Consider the following 13,016-nt stretch of genomic DNA (forward strand, 5'->3'; position numbering starts at 1 on the left):
CTCCAAAAACTTTTAACGCCCTGCGGATCATCCCGATTTTGCAAGCAAAATCGGGATGATCCGCAGGGAATTAAAAGTCTTTGAAGGGGGTCTGGGGGAAACTTTCTACAGAAAGTTTCCCCCAGGGTAATTAATCAGAGCTTCCTTAGGGAAACCCCTAACTAACTGCCCTGAGGGAACCCTGGACTCCCTCCAAGTTTTTTCTTTGCCCTTCGAGCCGCGCATGGGGCGCTCCCCCGGAGGGTCGGGCCGCAAGGGCGTAAAAAAAATCCCGCCCGGCGCGGCCCGACCCTCCGGGGGAGCGCTGAACGGGCGAATAAGAGAGGGGGGCCGCGGGCGGGAACCGGGGGTCTGCGCCACTTTCCTACCCGTCGGTGAAATAAATCAGAGTATCCACAAAAGCGAGGTGTGCGATGGACGAGAGACAGATGGAGGTGGTGCCGGGTCTCGAGGGTATCCCGGCCGCCGAGTCGGCCATAAGCTTCATAGACGGTGAAAAGGGGATACTCGAGTACCGGGGCATCCCCATCGAGGAGCTCGTGGAAAAGAGCACGTACCTGGAGGTAGTCTACCTGCTCATATTCGGCCGCCTCCCGACGCGCAGCGAGTTCGAGCGCTTCCGCAACGACGTCACCTACCACACGCGGCTCAAGCTCAAGCTGCTGCGCATGATGGAGACCCTGCCCGAGACCGGCCACCCCATGGAGTATCTCCAGGCGGCGACGTCGGCCATGGGCATGTACTACCAGGACCGCGACCCGCTGGACGAGCAGTGCCGCTACTGGTCCATAGTGCGGCTCGTGGCCAAGCTCCCCACCATAGTGGCGGCCTGCCAGAGACTCCGACACGGCGACGCCCCGATCCTGCCGGACAACAGCCTCTCCTTCGCGGCCAACTTCCACTACATACTCTTCGAGGACGTGCCCGACGAGATGACCGAGAAGATAATCGACGTGCTCCTCATACTGCACGCCGACCACACGATGAACGCCTCGACCTTCAGCGCCCGTGTCGTGGGCTCCACGCTGGCCGATCCCTACACGGTCGTCGCCTCCGCCATAGGCTCGCTCTCCGGTCCGCTCCACGGCGGCGCCAACGAGAAGGTCATACACATGCTCCGCGAGATAGGGACAAAGGAGAACGTGCGCCCCTACATCGAGGACAAGATCGCCCGCAAGGAAAGGATAATGGGCATAGGGCACCGCATCTACAAGACCAAGGACCCGCGGGCCAACATCCTCCAGAAGTACGCCCACCAGCTCTTCGAAAGCGCCAGGTCCTCGCAGCTCGAGATGCTCGAGGTGGCCGAGGAGGTGGAGAAGGTGGTGGTGGAAAAGCTCGGCCACAAGGGGCTCTACCCGAACGTGGACTTCTACTCGGGCATAGTCTTCCACGGTCTCGGCATACCGACGGACCTCTTCACGCCCTTCTTCGCCATGAGCCGGGTCTCGGGCTGGCTCGCCCACTGGAAGGAGCAGCTCAAGACAAACCGCATATACAGGCCCGAACAGAAGTACGTGGGCCTGCGAAACCGGCCCTACGTGCCCATGGACGAGCGCGGGGATTGAGAAGCCGGGCCTTCGGAGCCTCTTGACATCCCGGCGGCGAAGGTTTACATTGTCATTAGGCGGCAGGCCGGGATGCAGACCTGCCGGAGAGCGCCAGTAGCTCAGCCGGATAGAGCAACTGCCTTCTAAGCAGTGGGTCCGGGGTTCGAATCCCTGCTGGCGCGCCAGGAAAATCAAGGGGTTGCAGCAGGTGCTACAACCCCTGTTTTGATTGAAATCTGACTACACAATGACTACATTTCATCAATATCTCCTCGGTCTGGGAGGCGGCCGCGGCCCCGCCACCGCCTGACCTTACTCTCCCGGCAGACCGCCGGGCGCTCGCCGTGACGACCGCCCGTCTCCTGCACGTGCTTTTTGCTATTGACCGATGACGCATCGGGCTGTATAAAGTCTTGGTGAAGCTCTGATTTATTACACTGGGGGAAACTTGAAAAAGGGCCACAGGCCCGCGTATCCCCCTGCCCCACCGTATGTTATTCGGCTCTTCGGCTGCACCGGGGCTCGGCCCGCGCCAGGCGGGATCTTTTACGCCTTTGCGGCCCGAACCCCCGGCACAGCCTTCCGAGGCAGCCGGCGCGGGCAGGACGCCCCCCTTCAAAGACTTTTAATTCCCTGCGGATCACCCCGATTTTGCAAGCAAAATCGGGGTGATCCGCAGGGCGTTTAAAGTTTTTGGAGGGAGTCTGAGGGAACCGGGGGCCTATGGCCCTTTTACAAAAAGGTTCCCTCAGGATAAATATCAGAGTCTCCCTGGTTTAGTCCGGCCGCGGGCGGCGGTCCTCTGGAGGTCATGGATGAAGAGTTTTTTCAAGAAGGGTTTGGCCGTCTCTGTGGCGGCGGCCGTCATGTGCCTGCCGGCGCTGCTCGCCTCGTGCAGCTCCGACCCCGCCACGACGGCGGCCGAGCACATGCAGCGCGGCGACCGGTACTACGAGGAAGGCCGTTACCGCGAGGCGGTCATAGAGTACAAGAACGTCGTCCAGGCCGATTCCAAGAGCTCCCAGGGCTACTACAAGCTCGGCCTGAGCTACATAAAGCTCGGCGGCATGGCCAACCTCAGCTCGGCCTACCGGCTGCTCAGCGAGGCCGTGAAGCTTGACGACGGGCTGCTCGACGCCCAGGTAAAGCTCGGCGAATTCCACCTGATAAGCGGCGAGCTCGACAAGGCCGAGGCCAAGGCGGAACTCGTACTCGAAAAAGACCCCGCAAACTTCGACGCCCTCATACTCAAGGGCAACATCCTCATAGGCAGGGGCAAGGCCGCCGAGGCAGTCAGCCTCCTCGAGGGCGTGGTCAAGGACAATCCCTCCGAGGTGCGGGCGGCCATGGCGCTCGCATCGGCCTACGCGGCGAAAAAGGACTTCGCCGCCGCTGAAAGGGCCCTTGAGAGGGCCGTCAGGACGGACCCCAAGGCCCTCGAGCCGAGCATGGCGCTGGCCAACCTCCTGCTCTCGCGCGGAAAGCCCGGGAAGGCCGAGAAGGTCATGCGGCGCGTGGCCGAGGCCAACCCCGACGACCAGTCCGTGCTCTTCGCCATGGCCGACCTCTACACGAGGATGAACAGGCTCGCCGAGGCCGAGCAGGCCGGAAGGAAGGCGGTGGAGCTTCGGCCCGACAACCCGCTGGGCTACATCGTGCTCGCCAACTTCTACTCGGCCACGGGCCGCACCGACAAGACCATCGAAACACTCCGCCGCGGCATCGAGACCCTTCCAAACGACCTGCAGCTCAAGATAAGGCTCGCCGAGACGCTCATCGACGATAGCAGGATCGACGAGGCCGGAGGCCAGGTCGACGCCATACTGGAGAAGACGCCGAGAAACGCCTACGGCCTGTACCTGCGGGGGCGGCTCAAGCTCGTGCGCAACAGGCCCGACGAGGCGGCCGACGACTTCAAGGCGGCCATCTCCGAGGAGCCCTCTTTCGCGCCGGCCCACTACTACCTCGGTATCGCCAGCAGGATGACCGGCAACGTCCAGACGGCCAAGATCGAGTTCGCCGAGACGCTCAAGTACGCCCCCTCGTTCATCGACGCAAGGCTTGCGCTGGCCGAATCACACTTCGTCTCCGGCGACTTCCGCCTCGCGCTCGACGAGGCCGAAAAGGTCCTCGAGGTCATGCCCGGCAACCCCAAGGCCAACCTGCTCGCAGGCGAGGCCAAGACGGCGCTCCAGCGTCCAGCCGAGGCGCTCGAACACTTCCGGCTCGTGATGAAGGCCATGCCCGACGACCCCAGGGGCTACGCCAAGGCCGGCGTGGCCCTCTACAAGATGGGCAAAAAGAAAGAGGCGCTCGACAAGTTCGAGAAGGCCATCTCCCTCAACCCCAACCTCGTAGACGTAATGGGGCTCATCACCACCCACTACATGCTGGAGAAAAAGACGAAAAAGGCCGTGGAGAGGGTCAAGCGCCAGATCAGGAAGGTGCCGGACAATCCCTACATGCACCGCCTCCTCGGCCGCCTCTACGTGAGCCTCGGCGACTACGACAGGGCCGATGCGGCCTTCAAAAAAGCCCTCGAGATCAACGACGCCCTCCTGGAGGTGTATCTCGACCTCGGCGCCCTCTACACACTCAAGGGCGACCTCGACGGCGCCGTGGCCAAGTTCAAGAAGACGCTGGCGGCCAACCCCGACGTGATACGGGCACACATGATGCTCGGCATCATATACCAGCGCCAGGGCAGGCTCGACAAGGCGAAGGAGAGCTACCGGAAGGCCCTGGACATAGACCCGGAGTTCGCGCCGGCGGCCAACAACCTGGCGTGGCTCATAGCCGAGGAGGGAGGCAACATCGACGTGGCCCTGTCGCTGGCCGAGACCGCCAAGGAAAAGCTGCCCGGCGACCCCAACATATCGGACACCCTGGGCTGGATATACTACAAGAAGAAGGCGTACATGAAGGCCGTCTCCCTCTTCGAGGAGGCCCTGGAAAAGATAAAGAACGTTCCCGACGTCCACTACCACCTCGGCATGGCTCTCTACAAGAAGGGCGATAGGGAGAAGGCCAGGAAGGCGCTCAAGAAGGCGCTTGAGCTGAGCGGCGACTTCGATGGCGCCGACGAGGCGAGACGGGTGCTGGCCGAGCTCCAGTGAACGCCGCCCACCGGCGGACACAGGGGTTTGACTTTTCCACCGTTCGGCCCTATAATTTAAGAAACTCTGATTTATTGCACTGAGGGAACCTTTTTGTAAAAGGGTCACAGACCCACGGTTCCCTCAGACTCCCTCCAAAGACTTTCAATGCGAGTTGGTTTCCCCCTGTTTTGCCTGGCAAAACAGGGGGAAACCAACTCGCATTGAAAGTCTTTGAAGGGGGTCTGGGGGAAACTTTCTACAGAAAGTTTCCCCCAGTGGAACAGGCCGGAACGAAAATCACTACACACTGAGGAGGTCTTGCCGATGCCCCTTTACGAGTACCAGTGCAACGACTGCAACGAGATAATCGAGGTGATGCAGAAGTTCTCGGACGATCCGCTCCGGGAATGTACGAAGTGCGGCGGCACGGTGGAAAAGCTCATAAGCCAGTCATCCTTCGTGCTCAAGGGCACGGGATGGTACGCAACCGACTACGCCAACAAGAAGGGCGCGGACCGGTCCAAGGACTCGTCGGACAAGAAGCCCGAGTGCGCAACCTGTCCGTCGTCCTCCACCTGTTGAGCCGAAGCCGACCCTTTCATACGTGCCGGGGGGAGGGGGGCCGGGATGGGGCCTCGCCGGGAAGGGCCGCAGGGCCGCCGTCCCCTCGGCAGGCGACACCACGGGGCGCGCCGGGAGGCGGGCCCTCTTTTTTTGCGCCCTCGCCGGCAAGAACTTCAGAAGGCGGGGAGGAAGGATGGTGGAAGGGCTCTTGAACGACGAGGTGAGACGCACGGCCGTCGAGGCTGCGACGAAGGCCGGGGCGCTGCTCATGGAGGGGCTGGGGCGCAGTCACCACGTGGAGTACAAGGGCGAGGTGGACCTCGTGACCGAGATGGACCGCGCCGCGGAAGACCTCATAGTGGAGATGCTGAGGAGCCGCTTTCCGGACCACGGCATCCTGACCGAGGAGAGGGCCGAGATGCCCTCGCAGAGCGGGGAGCGCTGGATCGTGGACCCCCTGGACGGCACCACCAACTACGCCCACGGTTTCCCCGTCTTCTGCGTCTCCATCGCCTTCGAGCGCAACGGCGACGTCTGTCTGGGCGCCGTCTACTGCCCCACCCTCGACGAGCTATTCACGGCCGAGAAGGGGCGCGGCGCGCTGCTCAACGGCTCGCCCATAGCCGTCTCGACGGTGGACTCGCTCGAAAGGGCGCTTCTGGCCACGGGCTTCCCCTACGACCTGCGCACCTCGAGGGAGAACAACATCGACCACTTCAAGCACTTTGCCATGAGGAGCCAGGCCATAAGGCGCGCAGGCTCGGCGGCCCTCGACCTCTGCTACACGGCCTGCGGCCGCTTCGACGGATTCTGGGAGTTCAAGCTGCACCCCTGGGACACGGCCGCTGGGGTCCTGGTGGTCAGGGAGGCGGGCGGCACGGTGACGGCTCTCGACGGCAGTCCCTTTGTCATGGAGAACGGAGAAGTAGTGGCCTCCAACCGCCGCATACACAACGAGATGCTCCGGGTCCTCGCTCTCCCGTCATAGGGAGCCGGCCCGAAGCGGCGCAAAGAAGAAACCGCAAGAGGAGCAAAGTCGGCACAACTCATGGGTCTGCTCGCAAGACCGCTCGCCGGCGCCGCCGGCCTCTACCTCGCCTCCCTGGTCGTGGAAGGCGTAACGCTTGACGGACCGGCGGCGGCCGCAACGGCGGCCGCCGCCCTCGCCCTCGTGAACATCTTCATAAAGCCCGTTGTAAAGGCGCTCACCTTTCCGGTGAACATCGCCACGCTGGGCCTCTTCTCCCTCGTCATGAACGGCGCCTTCCTCATGGCCACGGCCTCCGTGATAACCGGCTTCCACGTGGCCGGACCGCTGCCGGCCCTCTACGGCGCCGCCGTAGTGAGCCTCGCCTCGGCGGCGGCTCGGGTCTTCTCAAGGAAATTCTGATTTATTGCACTGAGGGAACCTTTTTAAAAAAAGGTTCCCTCAGACTCCCTCCAAAAACTTTTAACGCGAGGTGGTTTCCCCCTGTTTTGCCAGGCAAAACAGGGGGAAACCACCTCGTATTGAAAGTCTTTGAAGGGGGTCTGGGGGAAACTTTCTTTAGAAAGTTTCCCCCAGAGTAATTAATCAGAGTTTCCTTGAAATAAGGCAGCCGCAGGGCCCGGGGCCGTTTTCGGCCCGTGGCCGTCTCAGCGGGCAAGGGCCCTGGTCTTGCGCTCGGGCAGCTCGCAGCGGGCCCGCAGCTCCACAACCGATGCGCCCTTTCCGCCGTCCGAATCGTCGTCGGCGACCACCTCTGCAGGACCCCGCACCTTGAAGCGCGAGAGCGAATCGACGCTCCGCCTGGCGATCATGGTTAGCTCCCTGGCCATGACGTCCATCTCCTCCACGCCCTGGGCCGAGCGCCTGGCCACCTCGGAGACGCTCTCCATGTCGCTGAAAATGCTGCTCGCCGCCGTGCTCTGCTCCTCGGTGGCCGTGGCTATCTGCTGGATCATCATGGTGAGGCCATCTATGTGACGGGTAATGTCGGCGAGGGCCGAGTCGGCGTCGTGGTTGAGGGCCACGCCTTCCTCGACGCTTCGGGCCTCGCGGTCCATGCTCTCCACGGCGCTACGGCTGCGCTCCTGTATGGTCGTTATCATCTCGTCGATCTCTTTCGTCGCCTTGGTCGTCCTCTCGGCGAGTTTTCTCACCTCGTCGGCGACGACGGCGAAGCCGCGGCCCTGCTCGCCGGCCCGCGCGGCCTCGATGGCGGCGTTGAGGGCCAGGAGGTTCGTCTGGTCGGCTATGTCGTTTATGACCTGTATGATGTTGCCTATCTCCTGGCTCTCCTCGCCGAGCGCCGATATGACCTTGGTCGCCTCCTTGGTGTGATCGGCTATGTCTATCATCTTGTCGAGCACCTTCTTTACCGCATCGGCTCCGCTGCGGGTCGCCTCGTCGGCCCCGCGGGCGGCGTCGGCCATGTCCGAGGCGCTGCGCGCCACCTCGGCCACCGTGGCGTTCATCTCCTGGAGCGCCGTGGCCACCTGGGAGGAGCGCATCTCCTGCTCCCTTATGCCTTCGCTTATGGATGAAAAGGCGGCGTCGAGCCGGCCGGCGGCGTCGAGAAAGAGGGTGTTGCTCTCCTTGCCCCCGGCTATCATGGCCTCGAACCTGTCGAGCACCTTGTTGAACTCCAGTCCCAGGGTGCCGATCTCGTCGGCGTTTATCACCTCGATGCGCCTTGTCATGTCTCCGTCGCCGTCGGTTATGGCGCTCATGCGGTCATGGAGGAGGTGGAGCCGTCTTATGACGAGCCTGTGGATGTAGTATATGGCGGCCGCCACCACGAGGAAGGTGACTATGATCCCTATGGTGAGGAACTTGTTGAAGTTGGCCATCTTGGAGTCCGAGGCCTTCTGGAAGAGGTAAGTGAGCTTGTTCATGTCCTTGAAGAGGGCGATGTTGTTGTCCTCGATGTAGCGCACCGCCGCGGCCACCTCCGGGTCGCCGTGCCTGCCCTCGGCGGCCACGACCTTGTCGACGTTCTCCTTGAAGGCCTTCCAGACCACGAGCGAGGTCTTGAGCTTCTCCCTCACGGCCGGATCCTCGGCCCGCGGCACCATGACGGGCTTGCCGTTGCCGCCCATCGTGACCCCGCCGTTGACGAAGCTCATGAGCGTGTCGTCGAAGAGCTTGGCCTTCTTCTTTATCTCGTTGAGGTAGTAGTCGGCCATGGCGGCGTCGCCGTTCTCGACGTCGCTGTTCTTGTAGAGGCCGAGAACGGCCTTGCTTATGGCCTGGCTCAGGGCCCTCTGCCTGCCGGAGAGGTTTATGACCAGCGCGTCGTCGGCCTGGCTTCGGACCTTGTAGAGGCTGTAGGCGATGCCACCCGTGCATACGACGGCCACCACACTCAGCAAGACGGTCAGTTTGAACCTTATGCTGTCTACTCTCAACCGCATCTTCCATCCTCCTTTGCGCTGCCTGGAGAAACCCCCTGACCGGGAGCAGTTCCTTTGCGGGCCCCGTCCGCAGCCCGCGGCGGGCGCGGACCCCAAGCCGCCACCGAACCTCCGTGCCGCCGCGCCCCGCCATACAGGCTCCCGGGCACGATCCGGCGACAATACTCAAATGCAAAAACCCTGCCATCGGCATGGCATGGCCGGAAGGAAAAGGATGGAGAAGGCGGAGCGCTTATGAATCAAACAGTTACAGAAACAAGGAAAGAAACGGTGAAGTGCGGGGGCGGCAGGGTACCGGGGAAAAACCGGACACGGCTGTCGCATGACGACAGCCGTGTCCGGTTTCACCTTCATCGCTCGCTACAGATGTTACCGTAGGCGCAGCGGGCGCAATTGAAGATGTTGGGTGTCGCATCGAAGACTCCCGAGCCTATGCCGCGGGCCGCCTCCTCGATGGCCGTGCGGGCCTTGAGCTCGCTTCGCTCGTCGAAGCGGGCCGTACCGACGAGACCGGACTCGACGAAGTAGAGCTGCGCCCGGGCAGGCGGCGAGCCGAAGGTCCTGGCGAAGGCGTGGCAGTAGAGGCTGAGCTGGAGACTGCGCCTGGCCTTCTCGTCGGCCTTCTTCTGCTCCCTGACGTCCGAGGTCTTGAAGTCGATGATGGAGGGACCGTCGGCCCCCTCCGCCACCAGGTCCCAGCGGCCGGTGAAGATGCACGGTCCCTCCTCGATGGAAAAGCTCTTCTCCACCATCGAGGGTACTATGGGACGGCGGCGCTGGTCCTCGATGAAGCGCTCCAGGGCCTCGACGGCGGCGGCGAAGCGTTCCCGCTCGTGTTCTTTAGAGTGGAACCCCTCGCTGCGCCACGCCGAGCGCAGGACGGCCGCGAGTTCCTCCGCGCCGGGCTCCAGCCCCTCCATCTTCCTCCTGAAGTAGTGGGAGATGGCCTCGTGGACGGCCTTGCCGTACATGATGGCGTGGTTTGGCAGCAGCGGGACCCTCAGTATATGGACGAAGCGGTACTTGTGGGGGCAGGTCCGGTAGTCCTCGATCTGGTAGTAGCTGAGCCGCAGCGCTTCCCCGGCGGGGGCGCCGCCCGCGCCGCGCGCGGCCCCTCCTTCCCGCTCCCCCTTCCCGCCGGCGGCCCCGGCCGCTGCGGCGGCCGGGGCGTAGCCCTCCACGGCCTCTTCCGGCCGGGCGGTGCGCAGGCCGCCGGCCTCGCCGAGGGCCTCGACGACGAAGGGGCTCACCTTCCTGGGCCGCTTGCCGCCGTAGCTCGCGGCGCTCGTCATTATGAGTTCGCGCCGCGCCCTCGTCATGGCCACGTAAAAGAGCCTGCGCTCCTCGGCGAGATGGGCGTCAGCAGAGGGAACCTTCTCCTTTACGAGCTCCACGGGCACCTCCAGTAGCTCCCTGCGTCCGCGCCGTGGGAAGCGCTCCTCCACGAGCCCCACCATGAAGACCACGGGGAACTCGAGCCCCTTTGCCTTGTGGACCGTCATGACCTCCACGGCCTCTTCGCCTTCGGGCTCTGCGGAGGGCGGCTCCTCGCCCGCCTCGATGAGGAGCAGGAGATGCTCCACGAAGGCCGGCGGGCTCTTTACGGGCAGGGTCTGCTCGATGCGCGTCACCAGGTCGAAGAAGCGGGCGATGTTCCTCACCGACCTTACGGCCTCCTCGCTCTGCTCCTCCGTGAAGCGGGCGAGGATGCCCGAGTCGACGAGAAAGGCGTAGAGCACGCGCCCCACCGGCTCCTTCTGGAGTTCGTCTCCGTAGCGGGCAAGGTCGCTCACTATCCTCGCCGCAGCGGCGCGCCCCTCTTCACCGATGGCGACGGGCTCCTCTCCCGAAGCGACCCGGCGGAAGACGTCGAAGAGGGGGCGGTGGCCGGCCTTCGCCGCGCTGCAGCAGGCCGCGAGATCGAGCGAGTTCATGGCGTATGCCTCGGAAGCCGCCAGGTCGTAGAGGCGGTGAGAGTCCCTCTGGTCGGTCACGGCCCCGAGGAAACTCAAGAGAAGGCGTATCTCGGGACGGGCGAAGAGGGCGCCGCCCCCGGAGAAACGGTACGGCAGGCCGAGGCGGTCCATGGCCCGGAGGAAGGGCTCGGCGTCGGCGTTCGCCCGCACGAGCACGGCGAAGTCGCCGGGCCGCTCCCCGCCGCCCGTGCCGATCCTCCTCGCAATCTCGTCGGCCACGAAGCCGGCCTCCAGGGCCACGCTCTCGAAGTGGAGGTGGCGCACGGCCGTTGCGGCGCCGGCTCCCGCGGCGGAGACGAGGCGTTTGTCCACGGAGCGCTGCACCTCGAGGCGGTCGGGGTCGTTGTGCCTTATGAGGCGGTAGGCCGCGTCGAGCACGGGCTGGACCGAGCGGTAGTTGACCTTCAGCGTCACCACCTTCGCCTCCGGGTAGTGCTCGATGAAGGCCATCACGTTGGTGACCGCCGCGCCACGGAACTTGTATATCGACTGGTCGTCGTCGGCCACGACCATGATGTTGCGCGAGGGCTCGGCAAGGAGCTTCAGGAGCTCGAACTGGGCGTAGTTGGTGTCCTGGAATTCGTCGGCCATTATGTAGTCGAACCTTGCGCGGCAGCGTTCGAGCACCGCGGGCCTGGAGCGCAGGAGCCGCAGGGCCATGGTCACCTGGTCGCCGAAGTCGAGGTAGCCCTCCGAGCGCATGAGCTCTTCGTAGCGGGCGTACATGGCCGCAAGCTCGAGCTGCTCGGCCGCCCGGTCCGCGGCGGCGGCGTCGCCGCCAGCCCCGGCCTCGAGGCCGCGGGCGTACTCGAGGTACTCCTGCGGCGTCACGTCCTCGTCCTTGAGCCTGCTTATGAACCTCATGAGCTCGGAGAGGTACCTGGTCGGGTCCCCCAGGGGCCGGAAGCGCCGCAGCGGCAACTCGTAGAGGCGCTCCTTGAGGAAGATGACCCGCTCGGCCTCGGTCAGGACCTTGAAGTCCGGCGAGAGACCGATGGAGAGGCCCTCGTCGCGCAGCAACCTGTCGCCGAAGGCGTGGAAGGTGGAGATGTTGACCGTCGAACGGCCGTAGGGCAGGAGCCTGTCAACGCGCTCCTCCATCTCGGCCGCCGCCTTGTCCGTGAATGTCAGCGCCAGGATGCGCGACGGCTCCACACCTTTCTCCACGAGCGCCGCCACCCGGCCGGTCACGACCCTCGTCTTGCCCGTGCCCGCGCCGGCGACCACAAGGAGCGGCCCGCCCTCGTGCTCAACGGCCATGCGCTGCTCGTCGTTGTATGAAAGCCCGTCGATCATCTTTACCGCCTCCCGGCGCCGTCTCCCCCCTCCAAAACTTTTAACGCCCCGCGCCGGCTGCCTCGGAGGGGCGGTACCGGGGGTTCGGGCCGCAAAGGCGTAAAACAATCCCGCCTGGCGCGGGCCGAACCCCCGGTGCAGCCGAGGAGCCGAATAACATACATACGATGGGGCAGGGGGGAAACGCGGGCCTGTGGCCCTTCTTCAGAAAGTCTCCCCCAACCTATTGATCAGAATCTCCCTGGAAAAGAGCTCGCCCGCCGGCGGCGAAGATGAAGCCGCCCGAGCGGCTTATCTTCCTGATGAGGTTATTACCCGTGTCGGCGATGTAGACCGTGCCGTCGTCGGCGACGGTTATGCCGGTGGGGAACGTGAAGCTCGCCGCGGCGGCCTCGCCGTCGGCCGAGCCGGCCGTGCCGCTGCCTGCCAGCGTTATGACCAGTCCTTCGGGCGAGACGCGGCGGATGGAGTTGTTATTGGAGTCGCACACGTATATGTAGCCGTCCTTGTCCACCGCTATGCCGGTGGGCCAGGAGAAGAGGGCGCTGTTGCCCACGCCGTCGCGCCGGCCTGCGCGACGTCCGCCGGCCACCGTCAGCACCAGGCCTCCGGGCGTGATCTTGCGCAGGGCGTGGTTGCCCGAGTCGGCCACGTAGACCGTACCGTCGGCGCTCACCGCCACCGAGATGGGCTCGCGCAGGTGCGACATGGGCCCCACGCCGTCGGCGAAGCCGGGATGGCCGTTTCCGGCGATGAGGTAGACCTCTCCCTCGGGCGTTATCTTCCTCACCGTGTGGCTGCGGCGGTCGGCCACGTAGACATGGCCGTCGGGACCGACGGCCACGCCGGTGGGATAGGCGAACATGGCCTCGGCCGCGTCTCCGCCGAGAAGGCCCGCCGTGCCGCTGCCGGCCAGCGTGTCGACGACGCCGTTGGGCAGCACCTTCCTGATCCTGAAGTTCTCGGCGTCGGCCACGTAGAGGGTGCCGTCGGCGTCGACGGCCAGGCCGTCGGGGCCGTTGAAGAGGGCGAGGCGGCCCACGGCGTCGCGCCAGCCGGCTGCGCCGCCCCCGGCCAGGGTCTCGACCTCGCCGCCGGGCGAGATGCGCCTTATGGCGTTGCCGGCGAAATCGGCC

Annotated in this window: 8 protein-coding genes and 1 tRNA gene; 6 read left to right on the top strand and 3 right to left on the bottom strand. The window is 64.4% G+C overall.

Going from position 1 to position 13,016, the window contains the following annotated elements; translation table 11 throughout:
- The first annotated feature begins 428 nt into the window (after positions 1 to 428).
- From ENJ37_08905 to ENJ37_08930, 6 genes are all read left to right on the top strand, one after another.
- On the top strand, positions 429 to 1,568 hold the full coding sequence (locus tag ENJ37_08905) for a citrate synthase (GenBank protein HHL40613.1): 1,140 nt from the start codon (positions 429 to 431) through the stop codon (positions 1,566 to 1,568).
- A 90-nt stretch (positions 1,569 to 1,658) separates the two neighbouring features.
- Positions 1,659 to 1,735, top strand: a tRNA-Arg gene (locus tag ENJ37_08910).
- 630 nt (positions 1,736 to 2,365) lie between these two features.
- A complete protein-coding gene (locus tag ENJ37_08915; GenBank protein HHL40614.1) occupies positions 2,366 to 4,666 on the top strand; it encodes a tetratricopeptide repeat protein in 2,301 nt (766 codons plus the stop codon).
- 306 nt (positions 4,667 to 4,972) lie between these two features.
- Entirely contained in the window at positions 4,973 to 5,230 is a 258-nt protein-coding gene (locus ENJ37_08920; GenBank protein ID HHL40615.1) for a zinc ribbon domain-containing protein, read from the top strand.
- Positions 5,231 to 5,405: 175 nt separating this feature from the next.
- Positions 5,406 to 6,200 carry an inositol monophosphatase gene (locus ENJ37_08925; protein HHL40616.1) on the top strand — a complete coding sequence of 265 codons (795 nt, stop codon included), beginning with the start codon at positions 5,406 to 5,408 and terminating at the stop codon, positions 6,198 to 6,200.
- Between the two features lie 60 nt (positions 6,201 to 6,260).
- Positions 6,261 to 6,602, top strand: a complete 342-nt coding sequence (locus ENJ37_08930) for a phage holin family protein (GenBank protein ID HHL40617.1) — start codon at positions 6,261 to 6,263, stop codon at positions 6,600 to 6,602.
- 245 nt (positions 6,603 to 6,847) lie between these two features.
- Here ENJ37_08930 and ENJ37_08935 read toward each other — a convergent pair whose 3' ends face one another.
- The 3 genes from ENJ37_08935 to ENJ37_08945 all read right to left on the bottom strand — a co-directional run.
- Positions 6,848 to 8,608, bottom strand: coding sequence for a HAMP domain-containing protein (locus ENJ37_08935; GenBank protein HHL40618.1), 1,761 nt, complete (start codon positions 8,606 to 8,608; stop codon positions 6,848 to 6,850).
- A 350-nt stretch (positions 8,609 to 8,958) separates the two neighbouring features.
- The gene (locus ENJ37_08940) at positions 8,959 to 11,880 is read right to left on the bottom strand and encodes an ATP-dependent helicase (GenBank protein ID HHL40619.1); all 2,922 of its coding nucleotides are present in this window, start codon (positions 11,878 to 11,880) and stop codon (positions 8,959 to 8,961) included.
- Between the two features lie 223 nt (positions 11,881 to 12,103).
- Positions 12,104 to 13,016, bottom strand: a 913-nt coding sequence (locus ENJ37_08945) for a hypothetical protein (GenBank protein HHL40620.1), incomplete at its 5' end; no start/stop codon positions are given.

It is taken from the genome of Deltaproteobacteria bacterium, assembly GCA_011375175.1.
In the GTDB taxonomy this organism is placed as follows: domain Bacteria; phylum Desulfobacterota; class GWC2-55-46; order GWC2-55-46; family DRME01; genus DRME01.

Bases quoted from the DNA above. Each gene is read 5' to 3' on its own strand.
- ENJ37_08905 (HHL40613.1), top strand. From the start codon at position 429: ATGGAGGTGGTGCCGGGTCTCGAGGGTATCCCGGCCGCCGAGTCGGCC.
- ENJ37_08915 (HHL40614.1), top strand. From the start codon at position 2,366: ATGAAGAGTTTTTTCAAGAAGGGTTTGGCCGTCTCTGTGGCGGCGGCC.
- ENJ37_08920 (HHL40615.1), top strand. From the start codon at position 4,973: ATGCCCCTTTACGAGTACCAGTGCAACGACTGCAACGAGATAATCGAG.
- ENJ37_08925 (HHL40616.1), top strand. From the start codon at position 5,406: ATGGTGGAAGGGCTCTTGAACGACGAGGTGAGACGCACGGCCGTCGAG.
- ENJ37_08930 (HHL40617.1), top strand. From the start codon at position 6,261: ATGGGTCTGCTCGCAAGACCGCTCGCCGGCGCCGCCGGCCTCTACCTC.
- ENJ37_08935 (HHL40618.1), bottom strand. From the start codon at position 8,608: ATGCGGTTGAGAGTAGACAGCATAAGGTTCAAACTGACCGTCTTGCTG.
- ENJ37_08940 (HHL40619.1), bottom strand. From the start codon at position 11,880: ATGATCGACGGGCTTTCATACAACGACGAGCAGCGCATGGCCGTTGAG.